Origin of the sequence: Enterobacter sp. JMULE2, assembly GCF_013337145.1 — a bacterium.
Lineage (GTDB): Bacteria > Pseudomonadota > Gammaproteobacteria > Enterobacterales > Enterobacteriaceae > Enterobacter > Enterobacter mori.
In genome coordinates this window covers 174,237-190,605 of record NZ_SGWD01000013.1, presented here as the reverse complement: position 1 = coordinate 190,605, position 16,369 = coordinate 174,237, and the positions used below count along the sequence as shown (strand labels likewise).

Annotated in this window: 16 protein-coding genes; 9 read left to right on the top strand and 7 right to left on the bottom strand. The window is 56.3% G+C overall.

The window, feature by feature from the left end:
* Nucleotides 1-76 precede the first annotated feature (76 nt).
* The gene (gene typA / locus EXW94_RS13135; RefSeq protein WP_010436831.1) at nt 77-1,900 is read left to right on the top strand and encodes a ribosome-dependent GTPase TypA; all 1,824 of its coding nucleotides are present in this window, start codon (nt 77-79) and stop codon (nt 1,898-1,900) included.
* A 63-nt stretch (nt 1,901-1,963) separates the two neighbouring features.
* Here the strand turns inward: typA and ompL are convergent, their stop codons facing one another.
* The 7 genes from ompL to yihU form a co-directional block, all read right to left on the bottom strand.
* Nucleotides 1,964-2,650, bottom strand: a complete 687-nt coding sequence (gene ompL / locus EXW94_RS13130; protein ID WP_023333894.1) for a porin OmpL — start codon at nt 2,648-2,650, stop codon at nt 1,964-1,966.
* 74 nt (nt 2,651-2,724) lie between these two features.
* Complete coding sequence (locus EXW94_RS13125) at nt 2,725-4,149, bottom strand: MFS transporter (protein WP_174340288.1); 1,425 nt, start codon at nt 4,147-4,149, stop codon at nt 2,725-2,727.
* Nucleotides 4,150-4,192: 43 nt separating this feature from the next.
* Entirely contained in the window at nt 4,193-5,575 is a 1,383-nt protein-coding gene (locus EXW94_RS13120) for an MFS transporter (RefSeq protein ID WP_108417981.1), read from the bottom strand.
* 45 nt (nt 5,576-5,620) lie between these two features.
* The gene (locus EXW94_RS13115) at nt 5,621-7,645 is read right to left on the bottom strand and encodes an alpha-glucosidase (protein WP_174340287.1); all 2,025 of its coding nucleotides are present in this window, start codon (nt 7,643-7,645) and stop codon (nt 5,621-5,623) included.
* 16 nt (nt 7,646-7,661) lie between these two features.
* Nucleotides 7,662-8,903: a sulfoquinovose isomerase gene (yihS, locus tag EXW94_RS13110; protein ID WP_126816726.1), complete on the bottom strand. Its 1,242-nt coding sequence runs from the start codon at nt 8,901-8,903 to the stop codon at nt 7,662-7,664.
* A 14-nt stretch (nt 8,904-8,917) separates the two neighbouring features.
* On the bottom strand, nt 8,918-9,793 hold the full coding sequence (gene yihT, locus EXW94_RS13105) for a sulfofructosephosphate aldolase (RefSeq protein WP_174340286.1): 876 nt from the start codon (nt 9,791-9,793) through the stop codon (nt 8,918-8,920).
* Nucleotides 9,794-9,810: 17 nt separating this feature from the next.
* Nucleotides 9,811-10,701, bottom strand: a complete 891-nt coding sequence (yihU, locus tag EXW94_RS13100; protein WP_108417977.1) for a sulfolactaldehyde 3-reductase — start codon at nt 10,699-10,701, stop codon at nt 9,811-9,813.
* 155 nt (nt 10,702-10,856) lie between these two features.
* Between yihU and EXW94_RS13095 the strand changes: the two genes are divergently transcribed.
* From EXW94_RS13095 to EXW94_RS13060, 8 genes are all read left to right on the top strand, one after another.
* Nucleotides 10,857-11,753 carry a sugar kinase gene (locus EXW94_RS13095; protein ID WP_108417976.1) on the top strand — a complete coding sequence of 299 codons (897 nt, stop codon included), beginning with the start codon at nt 10,857-10,859 and terminating at the stop codon, nt 11,751-11,753.
* Between the two features lie 34 nt (nt 11,754-11,787).
* Nucleotides 11,788-12,588: a DeoR/GlpR family DNA-binding transcription regulator gene (locus EXW94_RS13090; RefSeq protein WP_032639926.1), complete on the top strand. Its 801-nt coding sequence runs from the start codon at nt 11,788-11,790 to the stop codon at nt 12,586-12,588.
* Nucleotides 12,589-12,707: 119 nt separating this feature from the next.
* Nucleotides 12,708-13,307, top strand: coding sequence for a glucose-1-phosphatase (gene yihX / locus EXW94_RS13085; RefSeq protein ID WP_119938085.1), 600 nt, complete (start codon nt 12,708-12,710; stop codon nt 13,305-13,307).
* Nucleotides 13,301-14,182: a virulence factor BrkB family protein gene (locus EXW94_RS13080; protein WP_010436837.1), complete on the top strand. Its 882-nt coding sequence runs from the start codon at nt 13,301-13,303 to the stop codon at nt 14,180-14,182. Before yihX ends, EXW94_RS13080 begins: the two co-directional genes overlap by 7 nt.
* Nucleotides 14,179-14,616, top strand: coding sequence for a D-aminoacyl-tRNA deacylase (gene dtd, locus EXW94_RS13075; protein WP_174340285.1), 438 nt, complete (start codon nt 14,179-14,181; stop codon nt 14,614-14,616). The genes EXW94_RS13080 and dtd overlap by 4 nt, the downstream gene beginning before the upstream one ends.
* Before the next feature lie 44 nt (nt 14,617-14,660).
* A complete protein-coding gene (fabY, locus tag EXW94_RS13070) occupies nt 14,661-15,602 on the top strand; it encodes a fatty acid biosynthesis protein FabY (RefSeq protein ID WP_010436842.1) in 942 nt (313 codons plus the stop codon).
* Nucleotides 15,603-15,721: 119 nt separating this feature from the next.
* Nucleotides 15,722-15,964, top strand: coding sequence for a ribbon-helix-helix protein, CopG family (locus EXW94_RS13065; protein WP_109492491.1), 243 nt, complete (start codon nt 15,722-15,724; stop codon nt 15,962-15,964).
* A 2-nt stretch (nt 15,965-15,966) separates the two neighbouring features.
* On the top strand, nt 15,967-16,338 hold the full coding sequence (locus EXW94_RS13060; RefSeq protein WP_174340284.1) for a type II toxin-antitoxin system VapC family toxin: 372 nt from the start codon (nt 15,967-15,969) through the stop codon (nt 16,336-16,338).
* Nucleotides 16,339-16,369: the final 31 nt, after the last annotated feature.

Genomic DNA, 16,369 nt, shown 5'->3' with positions numbered 1-16,369 from the left:
TGTTTGTGATCCTGTTTTGTAGTGCGATTAATCCGTGTACAATAACGCGCTATTTCTAAATGCCTGAGGCAAAGTTGTGATCGAAAAATTGCGTAACATCGCCATCATCGCGCACGTCGACCATGGTAAAACTACCCTGGTTGATAAGCTGCTGCAGCAGTCCGGTACATTTGATGCTCGTGCCGAAACTCAAGAACGCGTGATGGACTCCAACGATTTGGAGAAAGAGCGTGGGATTACCATCCTCGCCAAAAACACCGCTATCAAATGGAATGACTACCGTATCAACATCGTTGATACCCCAGGGCACGCCGACTTCGGTGGTGAAGTTGAACGTGTAATGTCCATGGTAGACTCCGTTCTGCTGGTCGTTGACGCAATGGATGGCCCAATGCCCCAGACGCGCTTCGTGACCAAAAAAGCGTTTGCTCATGGTCTGAAGCCAATTGTTGTTATCAACAAAGTTGACCGTCCTGGCGCGCGTCCTGACTGGGTTGTTGATCAGGTCTTCGACCTGTTCGTTAACCTCGACGCGACCGACGAGCAGCTGGACTTCCCTATCGTTTACGCTTCTGCGCTGAACGGTATTGCAGGTCTGGACCACGAAGACATGGCCGAGGACATGACCCCGCTGTACCAGGCGATTGTTGACCGTGTTCCTGCACCAAACGTTGATCTCGACGGCACCCTGCAGATGCAGATCTCTCAGCTCGACTACAACAACTACGTTGGCGTAATCGGCATTGGTCGTATCAAGCGCGGTAAAGTTAAGCCTAACCAGCAGGTCACTATCATCGATAGCGAAGGCAAAACCCGTAACGGTAAAGTGGGTAAAGTACTGACTCACCTGGGTCTTGAGCGTATCGAGAGCGACATCGCTGAAGCGGGCGACATCATCGCCATCACCGGTCTGGGTGAACTGAACATCTCCGACACCATCTGCGATCCGCAGAAAGTCGAAGCGCTGCCAGCCCTGTCCGTTGATGAACCAACCGTATCCATGTTCTTCAACGTCAACACCTCTCCGTTCTGTGGTAAAGAAGGTAAGTTCGTTACCTCTCGTCAGATCCTTGACCGCCTGAACAAAGAGCTGGTGCACAACGTTGCGCTGCGCGTTGAAGAAACGCCAGACGCTGATGCATTCCGCGTTTCCGGTCGTGGTGAGCTGCACCTGTCAGTTCTGATCGAAAACATGCGTCGTGAAGGTTTCGAGATGGCGGTTTCCCGTCCGAAAGTTATCTTCCGCGAAATCGACGGCCGTAAACAAGAGCCGTTCGAAAACGTCACGCTGGACGTTGAAGAGCAGCATCAGGGTTCTGTGATGCAGGCTCTGGGTGAGCGTAAAGGCGACCTGAAAAACATGAATCCAGATGGCAAAGGCCGCGTACGTCTCGACTACGTGATCCCAAGCCGTGGCCTGATCGGCTTCCGTTCAGAGTTCATGACCATGACGTCTGGTACGGGTCTGCTGTACTCCACCTTCAGCCACTATGACGATGTTCGTCCGGGCGAAGTCGGCCAGCGTAACAACGGCGTTCTGATCTCCAACGGTCAGGGTAAAGCGGTTGCGTTCGCACTGTTCAGCCTGCAGGACCGCGGTAAGCTGTTCCTGGGTCACGGTGCAGAAGTTTACGAAGGCCAGATCATCGGTATTCACAGTCGTTCTAACGACCTGACTGTAAACTGTCTGACCGGTAAGAAACTGACCAACATGCGTGCGTCAGGTACTGACGAAGCAACGGTTCTGGTTCCACCGATCAAGATGACCCTGGAGCAAGCTCTGGAATTCATCGATGACGACGAACTGGTAGAAGTGACTCCACAGTCAATTCGTATCCGTAAACGTCACCTGACCGAGAACGATCGTAAACGTGCAATGCGCGGTGCGAAAGAAGAGTAATACAGGTTAGCGTTTACGCTGTCCTGTATGTAAAAAGCCGCTGAGCGATCAGCGGCTTTTTTATTAGAACGAATACCGTAATCCCAGGCGAATCCGGTACTGCTCGCGGTTGTAATCATTCCATCGGTCCAGCCACTGCAGTTCAAGATACGGCAGCCAGTTTCTGTCGATTTTATAGCTGAACTTATTGGTAATCTCCCAGTGATGGTCTTTGCCATTTTTGCTGTGGTAATCATTCACTCGCTGGAAAAAATGCGGTTCAAAGGTGTAGAAAAACGCATCCGTCACTTTGAAATTCCAGTAGTTGGCAAACTCGTGCGTGTCGTTTTTATCCATCTGCCCGTTATAGTCCGGCGTATCGTAATTGTTATGGTTATAGCGATAGCGGAACGTCAGGTTGAACCCGTCCGTAAATTTGTAGTTGGTATCTAAATAAACCGCACCACCGGACCCTGCGCTGCTGTCGTTAATCAACCCGCCGGGCTGGAAGGTGAGTTTGTCGGTCGGTTTGAAGAGCGGATACCACCCCTCTATTTCGTTATAGCTGTGCTTGAGTTCATCCCATTTCCCCACGTTATAGGCGTTGGTGAACATCAGCCCCGCGCCCATATCGAAGTTATATCCCGCGCGCAGGATCACCTCGTGCAGCTCAGAGGCCGTATTGTAGGCTTCACGCGTTTCGACATAGGCTCCGGCAAATACCGGGCAGGACACAGACGACACGATCAATACAGTAATGATTCTTTTCATAATTTGTCCATGTATCAGGTACAGAAAGGCCTCCCTCCTGATAAACAGGAAGGACATAGTGGCCGGATTTATTGTTATAAAGTGACTGCTGACGCTTTATTGTTGGTGGTTATCTCAGGGGTATTCGCTGATTGTTTTTTCCGTTTTCCAATCTCCTCAATGATGGAAGCGAAGCGTGCTTCGTTGAGTTTATAAAAAAGTCCCATAGTGATGGCGGCGATAATCGCCAGACCGCAAGGCCAGAGAAAGATAAGCTGACGCAACCCCAGCAGCGTGCCCGCGCTCTGCACGGCATGGGGAATGTAGCCAATCTGGGTCAGCATAATCCCGGGCAGGAAACCGGCGAGCGCGGCGGAGATTTTGCGCGAGAAGGTGTAGCCGGTATACACCGACCCTTCGGCACGAATGCCGGTTTTCCACTCGCCATAATCAACCGTATCCGGCACCAGCGCCCAGTTGAGGCTGTTCACAAACGCCGTGCCGAAAAAGGCCATGCAGGAAAACAGTACGAACAGCAGGGAGCTGGTTCCCCAGAAGAAGTTCAGCACGTCGCCCACTGCCCATAGCGTCAGCCCGCCCAGATAGACCGGCTTCTTGCCAAATCGCTTCACCGCGCCCGGCACCAGAAACACGCCAATCAGAATGCAGCCCATGCTGAAGAAGCCCATCCACGACAGCAGGTGCAGATCGTTCAGCACGTACTGGGTGTAATAGACCTGAATCGCCAGCTTGATGTTAAATGCGGCGAGGGTACACAGGTTGGCGATACACAGCACCAGCAGCGGCGGGTTACGAAAGATGGCGCAGAACGATTTCAGCATGCCGGGCTTATGATGATCGGGCGTGAGCTCCACGTAGCGCTCTTTCACGCCGCTATAGCACCACCACATGCAGAACAGGCCGCCGGTGACGAACACCAGCGCGGCCGCCAGATAGCCGAGTGAGGGCTGGCTGACGAACAGCGCCTGAATGGGCATAAAGCCGACGGTGCAGAGCAACAGTCCCACCGTTGCGCCACCCTGACGCCACGCCGCAAGCTGAGCGCGCTCGTTCGGGTTTTTGGTGATGGCCGGGACCATCGCGCCGTAGGCGCAGTTCATCAGGCTATAACAGAGGCCAAACATCATGAAGAGCACGGTGGCGAGAGCCGTTTTCACCGTCAGGCTAAAGTCGTTGGCCATAAACTGCGCCGTCGCGACCAGCGCCACCGGGACGGAAGCGTAAAGAATGAATGGCCGGAACTTCCCCCTCGGTCCGATGTTGCGCCGGGAGTCGAGCAGCACGCCGGTCAGCATGTCGGTCAACGCGGTAAAAAACTTCGCCACCAGGAAAATGATGCCGCCATAGAACGCAGGCATGCCCAGTTCGTCAGTATAAAACTTCAGCAAATACAACGTCCCGATACAGAGCATCAGGTTCGAGCCAAAATCGCCCATCCCGTAGGCGCACTTCTCTCGCAGGCTCAACTTCAGGGTTAACGGATCACTGTTATGTGTCATGGTCGATCCTCAGAGCGCCCCGCAGGGCGCTTTCTCACGTCATTTATGCCGTACGTTTGCGCAGTTCAATCTCTTCCACGATGCGCACATACATCTTCTCGTTGAGGTTGTAGAAGCAGCCCATCGCCACGATGGTGATGACCGCCAGCAGGCTCGGATAGATAAATATCAGCTGCCGCAGCCCTTCAACCGTTCCGGCGGATTGCACCACGTTGGGTACATAGCCGATCTGGGTGAGCATGATCCCCGGGAAAAAGCCCGCCAGCGCCTGCGATACCTTTCGGAAGAAGGTAAAGCCGGTATAGACCGTCCCCTCGGAGCGCACGCCGGTGCGCCACTCGCCGTATTCCACGGTATCGGACACCAGCGCCCAGTTCAGGCTGTTCACGAACGCGGAACCAAAGAACGCCAGGCAGGAGAACGCCACGAAGCTCACCGAGCCGCCGCCGAAGAAGTAGTTGAGCAGATCGCCCGCCACCCAAATCATCAGCCCGCTGATGTAGACCTTTTTCTTGCCAAAACGCCGCACCGCACCGGGCATCATAAAGACGCCGATAAAAATACAGCCCATGCTGAAGAAGCCCATATACGACAGCAGGATCGGGTCGTTCAGCACGTACTGCGTGTAGTAGACCTGAATGGCGAGTTTGACGTTAAAGGCGCCCAGCGTGCACAGGTTGGCGATGCACAGGATAAACAGCGGACGGTTCCCGGCGATGGCGCGAAACGACTGCAGCAGGCCCGGTTTTTGCGCCGGGTTTGCAGGCTGTGTCTCGACGTAACGCTCCGTCACGCCCTTATAGCACCACCACATGAAGAACAGCCCGAACAGCGAGAAGAGGGTTGCAGCGAAGATATACCCAAGCTGGTCGTTACCTTCAATCAGGTTCATCACTGGCACAAAGCCCACGGTACAGAGCAGCAGGCCCAGCGTGGCGCCGCCCTGACGCCAGGCGGCCAGCGACGCGCGCTCGTCCGGGTTTTTGGTAATGGCGGGCACCATCGCGCCGTAGGAGCAGTTCATCATGCTGAAGAACAGGCCGTACAGCATAAACAGCACCGTCGCCATCACCGTTTTACCGGTCATTTCAAACGGCGTGCCGACGAAGTTGGCAATCGCCAGCAGCGTCACCGGGAAGGCCGCATACAGTACGAACGGGCGGAACTTCCCTTTCGGGCCAATCTTGCGCCGGGAGTCGAGCATGATCCCGGTGCCCATGTCGGTGAAAGCGGTAAAGAACTTCGCAATCAGGAAGATAATCCCGCCGTAGGTGCCCGGGAGCCCCAGCACGTCGGTGTAAAACTTCAGCAAATAGAGCGTGCCGATATCCAGCAGGATGTTAGAGCCGAGGTCGCCCATCCCGTAGGCGAGTTTTTCTTTAAACGGCAGTCGTAGGGTTGCCGGATCGGAAGTAAGTTGACTCATTATTATTCTCCGTCTGCCCGCAGATTTCCCTGCGGGCGAGCCTTATCAGATATGACGTAAGGTGCTAAACAGATCTGCCCATTCGCTGTGCTGGCGATAGAACACCGGCGGCTTGCCGAGCGGAGCATCAACGGTGACGTCACCGCCCAGGCAGGTTTCCCCGGTCCACGCATTGACCCAGCTGTCCTGCGGCAGATAGAGAGACCAGTCGCGGCGGCCCTCTTCATGAACCGGTGCCACCAGCAGGTCACGGCCAAACAGATACTGGTATTTCAGCGTGTAGGCGCGCGCGTCGTCCTCGTAGTGCAGGAACAGCGGGCGCATCACCGGCAGGCCGCTTTTCGCGTTCTGCGCAACCGCAGCTTTGATGTACGGCTTCAGGGTGGTGAAGACGGTGGTCATGCGCGCGAAGTGCGCGATGGTTTCCGCATCGCCGTCGAACTGCCAGTTATCGCCAGGGCGATTGCCCTCGTGGGTACGCATCATCGGCGTAAAGGCGCTGAAGTCGCACCAGCGCAGCAGCAGCTCTTTGCTGCGCTTCATCTCGAAGAGGGTCGTATAGCCGCCAATGTCGCTGTGGTGCAGCCCGTGCCCGGTCATCGCCAGCGACAGCGCCGCCGGTACGACGGACGCCAGACCATCGTCCAGGCTCCAGTCAACGTTCTGATCCCCGGCCCACATCATCACCGAGTGCTTCTGGCTGCCGGTGTAGCCCGCGCGCATGAAGAACAGGATTTCCCCGAGTTTGCCGGTCTCCTCCAGCGCCTCGTAATTACATTTCGCCCACAGAGCAGGCCAGGCGTTATGCATGATCTCCGCGCTCACGCCGTTGTGCAGGAAGGTATCGGTCGGCAGATATTCCCCGAAATCGGCCATCCAGCCGCCGCAGCCCAGTTCAATCAGGTTCTTTTTAATCACCTCTTTGTACCAGCTGTAGGCTTCCGGGTTGGTCAGGTCGATAACGCCCGCGTAGAACTCGCCGAACTCAACGTGGTAATCCTTGCCGTCGGCATCTTTGGTCAGATAGCCGCGCTTCGATGCCTCTTCGCAGAGATCTTTATCGCTGGCGACGTACGGGTTGATATAGGAGAGGAACTGCACGCCTTCCTCTTTCCACTGCGCAATCCGCTCGTCAAGCTGCGGATACAACTCGCTGTTCCACTTCCAGTTCCACATTACGCGCTTACCGAAGGAGGTCATGCGGATGCCGGACCAGTCCTGAGCCCAGATGCCGTTCACCTTCACGCCGCCCTGGCGCATAACGTCGAGCTTTTGCTGACACACGTCGGTGCCGCCCTGAATACCCAGCGTCACGCCGTCGTAAACCCAGTCCGGCAGTTCAGGCTGACGCCCCAGCAGGCCGGTCATTTTTTCCAGCAGATCGACGTAGGTTTCCGCACATTCGAAGCGCAATGTGGCGTTATCTTCCCAGAACGCCAGCTCGTGGAAGTCCGGCGCGCTGAAGTCGAAGTTCATATAGCAGCTGTTGTCCACGTGGCAGTAGTACTTCTGGGTGCTCACGAAGGTGGGCTGCGGGAAGAAGGTCCAGTAGTAGTCGCCGCCCGCGTTCTCTTTGCAGTCGGCCTGCCAGGTCACGTAGGTTTGCTTATTGCGGCCCACGCCCTGCTCGCTGGTCCACAGCGGGAACGGCTTGCCGCGCAGATCGAAGTACGAGAACTGCTCGCCGCAGCCGTAGATATGATCTTCTGGCTGGGCCGCCAGCCGCAGCCAGATGCGGTTATGGCCGAGAGCATCGTTTTTAAGCTTCAGCTCAAGACGGCCTTCCGCATCGACGCCCACCAGCAGCGTTGCGCTCACCGCATCGCCGCGGGTAAAGCGGATCGCCCAGCCCACGCTTTGCTGCGTGACGGTCGCGTCCGTCAGGGCAATCTTTTCGTTGAGCTTGTCTTTGATGCTGAAGTTGCCGCGAAACATCTCGATATCCGCCTCGCCTGCGCCGATCCACAGGCAAGGGGCATCCGCGGTGTGGGATAAAATCAGACGGTCCTGCCAGCGCAGGGTGAAACCACTTTCGTTATTTTTCAGGTCAATATTGTGTAGGGTACGCATAAAAACTCCGTCTTTATTATTTGGCCAGGCTATCCAGTAATCCGGCGGCTACGGCAGGGGCTAAGCCCGGTGCCAGCGGCAGGCGGGGGATCACCAGGCAGTGCAGCAGGTGGTAAATATCCTGCTTGCCGTCCCAGACTTTGGTGGTCACTTCGTTATTAGTGTCCAGCTCCTGCCACCATGAACCGTTTTCGTAATCCATCAGGTACTTGATGCAGTAATCCCACCACTTCTGGTACCAGGCTTCGTACTGCGCCTCGCCGGTGACGGTGTAGAGGGCATAGGCCGTGCCCATCGCCTCGACGATTGGCCAGCGCACGCGTTCGCGCACGATAGGCTTGCCGTCCCAGCCCACGGAGTAGACAAAGCCGTCGGCCCCGTCGGGTGCCCAGGCGTCACGGAGGGTGGCGTGAAACAGGCCTTTCGCATCTTCCAGCAGCCACTCCGGCGGGGTTTCAAAGCGGGCTTCCAGCGCGGCGCGCAGGTGCAGCATCAGGCGGCCCCACTCAATCCAGTGCCCCGGCGTACCGCCGTAGGCGCGGAAGCGGTGGGCGGGGTTATCGATGTTGTAATCGCGGATCGGGTTCCAGTTCGTATCAAAATGCTCATTAACGCGGTACTCCCCTTTGCGCGCCACGTCGTGAATAATCACCGAGGCGATACGCAGGGCGCGGTCGAGCCACTTACGATCGTGGGTCACGTCATAGACGATGAGGAAAGCTTCCACGGCGTGCATGTTGGCGTTACCACCACGGTAATCTTCCGTTTTGCTGAAGGCTTCGTCCCAGGACTCCAGGCACATCTGCTCCTGTTCGCTCCAGAAGTAGCGCTCAATCACCTCGATGGCGTCGTCCAGCAGCCTGCGCGCCTCGGGGTGGCCGGTGGTGACGGCGCTCGCCGCGCCCAGCAGCACGAAGAAATGCTGATAGCCCTGCTTGGAGGCATCTATGACGCCCTCATCGTTAACGCAGGCGTACCAGCCGCCGTGCTGTTTGTCGCGTAGCGGGCCGTTCAGGGCATTGATACCGTGCTCAACCAGGGCGTACGCGCCGGGACGGCCCATGTTCGCTGCCACCGCGTACACGTGCAGCATGCGGGCGGTGATCCAAAGATGGGTGCCCATATCGCTGCGCACCTGCCCGTTATTGCCCAGCCAGCCAAAGCCGGTTGGTACGGCGGCGTTTTTACCGAAATCGAGAATGCGGTCGGTCTCTTGTTCGAGCCAGCGGTTATGGCTCAGGGTGTTAAACCATTTCATGTTCGGGTCCTTTCTTAACGGCGAGCCATCATTTCGTCGACGATCTCGCCCAGACGCTGCAGTTTTGGTACGGAAATATCGCGGAGCATCAGCTCCGTATCCGGCAGGCCAATCACCGATGACCAGACGGCGCGACCGGCTAAGAAGCCCGATGCCCCTGCCTGCATGGCGACGCTGACGGCGCGCGGGAATAGCTTATCGTCCACGCCGGAGGAGAGGATCACCCACGGCATAGCTATGTTCTCGTTCAGCTTTTGCGAGGCTGACAGCAGCGCCTGCTGCGAGCCTTTACCGAACAGCGGCATCTCCACTTTGTAGAGGTCGGCACCGCTGTCACCCAGCTCTTTGGCCGCGTCGATAATCGCCTGTTCACGGTCAAACGCGGCACCGCGACGCGGTGGACGCACAACCGGCTCGATAATGCTCAGCAGCCCGTTGTCGTGGCACAGCGTGTTGAACGCCTTCACCATCTCAAGACGCTGCTGCGGATCTTCATCACTGCGCCACAGTACCAGCAGCTTCAGCGCCTTGCCGCCATCGCGTTTCACCGCCTGCGCGTCAATATTTTTGTCGATCACCACACTGTCGACCGGGATCCCGTTCCCCGGAATAAACTCGTCGGCCGCCACAATCATCGCGCAGCTTTTGGCGACGGCCTGCTGCTCGACAATCTGGCGATAGCAGAACTGCTGGTCGACGAGAATGGCAGAGGCGTACGGCGACAGAATCTTCGCCGCGTTAACCTTAAAATCCGTGAGGTGCTGGTCGGTTACCGGCACCGGCGCGCCTGCCGCAGCAAACATCAGGCGCATCGCTTCGCGCTGGTCCACGGCCAGCATCGCAAAACCGCCGGAAGGTCGGGTGATATCTTTCAGGGTGTACATCGTCATTCCTCAGTCCTTTCGTATCAGTGTGATTTTTTCAGCCCGGCAGATGCGCGAACCTGTTCAAGAATGGCCGTCCAGTCTTCGCGCCCGCGACCGGCGGCGCGTGCCTGGTTGTAAACTTCGCGGGAGGCCGCGCCCAGCGGCATCGGAACGTGGAGTTGGTTGGCCACGTCCAGGGCGATCCCCAGATCTTTATGCGCAAGGTCGATCATGAAGGCGGGTGAAAGATCCCCTTTCAGCACCTTGTTCGGCCAGGATGTAGTGAAGTGGCCTTTGCCCGCCGGCGTGCCGCTCATCACCTTGAGCGCCACGTCAAAGGAGAGGCCGAGCGCTTCGCACAGCACGGCCGCCTCTGCCGACAGGGCGTTGAGGGCGATGCTCATGTAGTTATTGATAAGCTTCACGCGAATACCCATGCCTGGCCCGCCGGCGTTAATCAGCTCATTGCCCATCGCCATTAAGACGGGGGTGGCGCGCTCAACCTGCTGCGCCGTACCGCCCGCCAGCAGAAGCAGCGTACCGGCGATGGCATGGTCAGAGGTGCGTCCGACGGGCACGTCCATCAGGCTGAAGCCTTGCTCAGCCATGTCGCGGATCAGCGTGTCGGTTTGCAGCGGGTGAATGGTGGACATATCAATGACCAGCGCGTCGCGGGATAACCCTTCGCACACGCCGTGCTCGCCGAACAGCACGCTGCGCACCAGGTCGCCGTTTGGCAGCATGGTAATCACGAATTCGGCATCCGTTGCTGCCTGTGCGGGCGTAGCCGCCGCCCGTGCGCCGTTTTCCACCAGCGCCTGAACCGCCTGCGGGTTCACATCAAAAACGTTAAGCTGGTGGCCCTGTTTCAACAGATTCTTCGCCATGGGCGCGCCCATCTGCCCTAATCCGATAAATGCGATTGCTGACATGCCTTTCTCCTGTCACATCGTGTCAATTTTTGCGCGTTTGTGGTGTCTGTTTTTGATCGTATTTGTAATTTATAGTCAAAAAATTGACACGGGTCACTTTTTAAACATTTGGTGAAATTAAAATGAAGGCATCAGAAATCGCAGAAGGAATCACCATGACTCGCATCGTTTGTGTCGGCATAACCGTGCTGGATCGCATCTGGTATCTCGATGATTTACCTAAAGAAGGTGGGAAATATGTCGCAAAAGACTATACGGAAGTGGGCGGCGGTCCGGCGGCAACGGCGGCCGTGGCGGCGGCAAAGCTGGGCGCGGAAGTGGATTTTATTGGTCGGGTGGGGGACGACGATACCGGTAGAAGGCTGCTGGCGGAGCTGGAGTCCCTGGGGGTGAACACCCGCTACACGCGCGTGTTTAAAGATGCGCGTTCGTCACAGTCTGCGGTGCTGGTTGACGGCAGCGGGGAGCGCGTGATTGCGAACTATCCCAGCCCCGATCTCCCTGCCGCGGCAGACTGGCTGCGTGAAATCGACTTCTCGCAATGGGATATCGTGTTAGCAGACGTGCGCTGGCATGACGGCGCAAAGCAGGCGTTTACCCTTGCCCGTCAGCAGGGTGTGCCGACCCTTCTTGATGCGGATGTCACCCCGCAGGACATCGCGGATCTGGTTGCCTTAAGCGATCATGCGGCCTTCTCCGCACCGGGACTCCGGCGCTTAACGCAGCGGGAGGAAACCGAAGACGCGCTGAAAAAAGCACAAACGCTCACAAACGGACATGTTTACGTCACGCAGGGGCGTGACGGCTGCTTCTGGCTGGAAAATGACACGCTGTGCCATCAGCCCGGCTTTGAGGTCAACGTCATTGATACCACCGGGGCGGGCGACGTTTTCCATGGCGCGCTGGCGTTCAGCCTGGGACAGCAAACGTCCTCAGCCGACGCCGTGCGTTTTGCCAGCGCCGTCGCAGCACTGAAATGTACAAAGCCCGGCGGGCGCGCGGGTATACCCGACTGTGATCAAACCCGCTCTTTTTTGTCACTTTTTGTATAAAATGCGGGGCGTGATGGTTTTCAGAGGACAGCCCATGAGCCTTACCGAACTGACCGGCAACCCGCGTCACGATCAGCTGCTGACGCTGATTGCCGATCGCGGCTATATGAACATTGATGAACTGGCACAGCTGCTGGATGTCTCCACGCAAACGGTGCGCCGGGATATCCGCAAGCTCAGCGAGCAGGGGCTGATCACGCGTCATCACGGCGGCGCGGGCAGGGCATCCAGCGTGGTGAACACGGCATTCGAGCAGCGTGAGGTCTCGCTCACCGAAGAGAAGCGGGCCATTGCTGAGGCGATTGCGGACTATATTCCCGATGGCTCAACTATCTTTATCACCATCGGGACGACCGTGGAGCATGTTGCCCGGGCGTTGCTTAACCATAATCATCTGCGCATCATCACCAACAGCCTGCGGGTGGCGCATATTCTGTATAAGAATCCGCGCTTTGAAGTCATGGTGCCGGGTGGCACGCTGCGTCCGCATAACGGCGGCATTATCGGCCCGGCGGCCACGGCGTTCGTATCGGGATTCCGTGCGGATTACCTGGTCACCAGCGTCGGGGCCATTGAGCACGACGGCGCGATGATGGAATTTGACGTCAATGAAGCCAGCGTGGTGAAAACCATGATGGCCCACTCTCGCCACATTCTGTTAGCGGCCGATCATACGAAATATCAGGCGTCTGCGGCGGTGGAAATTGGCAACGTTGCGCAGGCGACGGCGCTCTTCACCGACGAACTGCCCGGTTCGGCGCTGCAAAATCATCTCAAATCCAGCAAAGTTGAAATTGTTGAAGTGATTTCAACCGACGAACAGCAGGCAGGCTAACGCTTCTCCTGGCCCGACATTCACGTTCGGGCCATTCATTTCTTTAAGCTGAATCTCACGCATAGCCAAACCTTATCTTTCCCGCTACAGTTACTTTTCCACGGCGAAAGGAGATAAACATGCTTTATATCTTTGACTTAGGAAATGTAATCGTCGATATCGATTTTAATCGGGTGCTGGGCGCATGGAGCGATTTTAGCCGTGTACCGCTGGCGACGTTAAAGCAGAATTTTAAGATGGGAGAAACCTTCCACCAGCACGAACGCGGTGAAATCAGCGATGAAGAATTCGCAGAGCGCTTCTGCCATGAAATGGATCTGCCGTTAAGCTATGAGCAGTTTTCTCATGGCTGGCAGGCAGTCTTTGTCGCGATCCGCCCGGAAGTCACCGACATCATGCATAAACTGCGCGAGCAGGGGCATCGCGTGGTGGTGCTGTCAAATACCAACCGCCTGCATACCACGTTTTGGCCGGATGAATACCCGGAGATCCACGCGGCAGCAGATAAAATTTATCTCTCCCAGGAGATGGGCATGCGCAAGCCTGAAGCGCGTATTTATCAGGCGGTTCTGCAGGAAGAAGGATTCTCCGCGGCTGATGCGGTCTTTTTCGACGACAACGCCGATAATATAGAGGGAGCTAACCAGTTAGGTATCACGTCAATTCTGGTGACCGGAAAAGAGACGATACCGAACTATTTTGCGAAGCAGTTATGCTAAAAACCGTTCATCAAAAAGCCACGCACCATACCCGGCCGCTTCGGGCATGGCTGAAGCTGCTCTGGCACCGCATTGATGAGGACAACATGACGACGCTGGCGGGGAATCTCGCCTATGTATCGTTGCTCTCATTAGTGCCGCTGGTGGCGGTCATCTTTGCCCTGTTTTCCGCGTTTCCGATGTTTGCAGATGTCAGCCTGCAGCTTCGCCATTTTGTTTTTGCAAACTTCATTCCGGCCACCGGCGATGTCATACAGAACTATATTGAGCAGTTTGTCGCCAACTCCAGCAAGATGACGGCGGTGGGCGCCTGCGGCCTTATCGTCACGGCGCTGCTTTTGATGTATTCCATCGACAGTGCCCTCAACACCATCTGGCGAAGCAAAAAAATCCGTCCTAAGGTTTACTCCTTTGCCGTGTACTGGATGATTTTGACCCTCGGTCCGCTGCTGGCGGGGGCGAGCCTGGCGATCAGTTCCTATCTTCTTTCTCTGCGCTGGGCGAGTGACTTAAACAGCGTGATTGATAACGTTCTGCGCATCTTCCCGCTCATTTTATCGTGGCTCTCGTTCTGGCTGCTTTACAGCGTGGTACCGACGACGCGCGTACCTAACCGTGATGCCATCGTTGGGGCGCTGGTCGCAGCCGTGCTCTTCGAACTGGGCAAGAAAGGTTTCGCGCTTTACATCACCATGTTCCCGTCTTATCAGCTGATTTACGGCGTGCTGGCGGTGATCCCCATTTTGTTTGTCTGGGTCTATTGGACCTGGTGTATCGTCTTGCTTGGTGCCGAAATAACTGTCACTCTCGGAATATACCGCGAACTTAAAAAAGCAGCAGAAGCTGAAAAACAACAAGAAGCAGACCAACCATGATTGCATTGATACAGCGCGTAACCCGTGCCAGCGTCACCGTGGAGGATGAGGTGACGGGTGAAATCGGCCCAGGACTTTTAGTGTTGTTAGGTGTCGAAAAGGATGATGACGAACAAAAAGCCAACCGCCTGTGCGAGCGCGTGCTGGGCTACCGCATCTTTAGCGATGTGGAAGGCAAGATGAACCTCAACGTCCAGCAGGCGGGTGGAAGCGTGCTGGTGGTTTCCCAGTTTACGTTGGCCGCAGATACCGAACGTGGCATGCGGCCTGGTTTTTCTAAAGGTGCTGCGCCAGAACGCGCAGAAGCCCTTTACGAGTACTTTGTTGAGCGCTGCCGTCAGCAGGAAATGAATACGCAAACCGGACGATTCGCTGCAGATATGCAGGTATCGCTGGTGAACGATGGCCCCGTCACATTCTGGCTCCAGGTATGAGCCAACTGGCGGCGTGGCCGCGGGTAACCAGAGAGAGTACAGCTATGTATCACCTTCGAGTACCGCAAACGGAAGAAGAGTTAGAGGTCTACTACCATTTCCGCTGGGAAATGCTGCGCAAACCCTTACATCAACCTAAAGGGTCTGAACGCGACGCCTGGGATGCGATGGCGCACCATCAAATGGTGGTGGATGAAGAGGGTAACCTCGTCGCCGTTGGGCGACTGTATATCAATGCCGACAATGAAGCCTCTATTCGCTTTATGGCGGTTCACCCGTCCGTGCAGGATAAAGGGCTCGGTACCCTGATGGCGATGACGCTGGAGTCCGTCGCCCGTCAGGAAGGCGTTAAGCGCGTCACCTGTAGCGCCCGTGAAGACGCCGTCGAGTTCTTTGCCAAGCTCGGTTTTGTTAATCAGGGCGAAATTACCGCCCCGCAGACCACGCCGATTCGCCACTTTTTGATGATCAAACCCATCGCCACGCTGGATGACATTCTGCATCGTGCGGACTGGTGCGGTCAGCTGCAGCAGGCGTGGTATGAGCACATTCCGCTCAGTGAAAAAATGGGTGTGCGTATTCAGCAGTACACAGGGCAGAAATTCATTACCACCATGCCGGAGATCGGCAACCAAAACCCGCACCACACCCTTTTTGCAGGTAGTCTCTTCTCGCTGGCGACCCTTACCGGCTGGGGGCTCATCTGGCTAATGCTGCGCGAGCGTCATCTGGGCGGCACCATTATTCTTGCTGATGCACATATTCGCTACAGCGCCCCCATCAGCGGCAAGCCGAGCGCGGTGGCCGATCTCGGTGCACTGGGTGGCGATCTTGACCGTCTGGCGCGAGGCCGCAAAGCGCGCGTACAGATGCAGGTTGAGCTGTTTGGCGATGAAACGGCGGGCGCGGTGTTTGAAGGAACGTATATCGTCCTCCCGGCGAAGCCCTACGGCGCGTATGAAGAGGGTGGGAACGAGGAGGAGTAACGGTCATCTGGAAAGCGGCTCGCAAAATCGGCCGCCATTTTCGAAATATCCTTTAACCCTAAATTGACAAGGAGTATTTTGCCTGAAAATTAACCGCAGATGATATACTAAGGTGATATATGACTCTTTTGGCGGACCTTGATATGGGCAGAATACTGATCGATTTGTCTGATGACGTGATTCAGCGACTGGATAACCTGAAGCAGCTGCGTAACCGGCCCCGCGCCGAATTGCTACGGGAAGCCATTGAGCAATATCTCGACCAGCAGAGTTCATCGGTTATCCGCGATGCGCTTGGCCTGTGGGGAAACCAGCAGGAAGATGGGCTTGAGTATGAACGCAAGCTGCGTGAGGAGTGGTAATCATGGAGCACATGGCAGTGTTTGATACCAATATTCTCATCGATCTTTTTAATAATCGCGTTGAGGCGGCGGATGCCATTGATCGCACGGCGTCGCATAGAGCCATTAGCCTGATCACATGGATGGAAGTCATGGTGGGCGCGCGCAAGCACGGACATGAAGCAAAAACGGCGGCTGTGATGGGGGCTTTTGAAATTATTGATATCACGCGGGAGATTGCTGAAAGAAGCGTATTACTCCGCGAGAAGCACGGCATGAAGCTGCCCGATGCCATCATTCTGGCTACCGCTCAGAGCAGAAGCTGCCCGTTAATCTCACGCAATACGAAAGACTTTTCGGGCATCACCGGGGTCGTTTCACCTTACCAGCTGTAGGCCGGGCAAGCTTGCGCCGCCCGGCACTCTC

What these genes read in the sequence shown, in the direction of transcription:
- ompL (WP_023333894.1), bottom strand. Translation starts at nt 2,650, where the DNA reads ATGAAAAGAATCATTACTGTATTGATCGTGTCGTCTGTGTCCTGCCCG.
- EXW94_RS13125 (WP_174340288.1), bottom strand. Translation starts at nt 4,149, where the DNA reads ATGACACATAACAGTGATCCGTTAACCCTGAAGTTGAGCCTGCGAGAG.
- EXW94_RS13120 (WP_108417981.1), bottom strand. Translation starts at nt 5,575, where the DNA reads ATGAGTCAACTTACTTCCGATCCGGCAACCCTACGACTGCCGTTTAAA.
- EXW94_RS13115 (WP_174340287.1), bottom strand. Translation starts at nt 7,645, where the DNA reads ATGCGTACCCTACACAATATTGACCTGAAAAATAACGAAAGTGGTTTC.
- yihS (WP_126816726.1), bottom strand. Translation starts at nt 8,903, where the DNA reads ATGAAATGGTTTAACACCCTGAGCCATAACCGCTGGCTCGAACAAGAG.
- yihT (WP_174340286.1), bottom strand. Translation starts at nt 9,793, where the DNA reads ATGACGATGTACACCCTGAAAGATATCACCCGACCTTCCGGCGGTTTT.
- yihU (WP_108417977.1), bottom strand. Translation starts at nt 10,701, where the DNA reads ATGTCAGCAATCGCATTTATCGGATTAGGGCAGATGGGCGCGCCCATG.
- EXW94_RS13095 (WP_108417976.1), top strand. Translation starts at nt 10,857, where the DNA reads ATGACTCGCATCGTTTGTGTCGGCATAACCGTGCTGGATCGCATCTGG.
- EXW94_RS13090 (WP_032639926.1), top strand. Translation starts at nt 11,788, where the DNA reads ATGAGCCTTACCGAACTGACCGGCAACCCGCGTCACGATCAGCTGCTG.
- yihX (WP_119938085.1), top strand. Translation starts at nt 12,708, where the DNA reads ATGCTTTATATCTTTGACTTAGGAAATGTAATCGTCGATATCGATTTT.
- EXW94_RS13080 (WP_010436837.1), top strand. Translation starts at nt 13,301, where the DNA reads ATGCTAAAAACCGTTCATCAAAAAGCCACGCACCATACCCGGCCGCTT.
- dtd (WP_174340285.1), top strand. Translation starts at nt 14,179, where the DNA reads ATGATTGCATTGATACAGCGCGTAACCCGTGCCAGCGTCACCGTGGAG.
- fabY (WP_010436842.1), top strand. Translation starts at nt 14,661, where the DNA reads ATGTATCACCTTCGAGTACCGCAAACGGAAGAAGAGTTAGAGGTCTAC.
- EXW94_RS13065 (WP_109492491.1), top strand. Translation starts at nt 15,722, where the DNA reads ATGACTCTTTTGGCGGACCTTGATATGGGCAGAATACTGATCGATTTG.
- EXW94_RS13060 (WP_174340284.1), top strand. Translation starts at nt 15,967, where the DNA reads ATGGAGCACATGGCAGTGTTTGATACCAATATTCTCATCGATCTTTTT.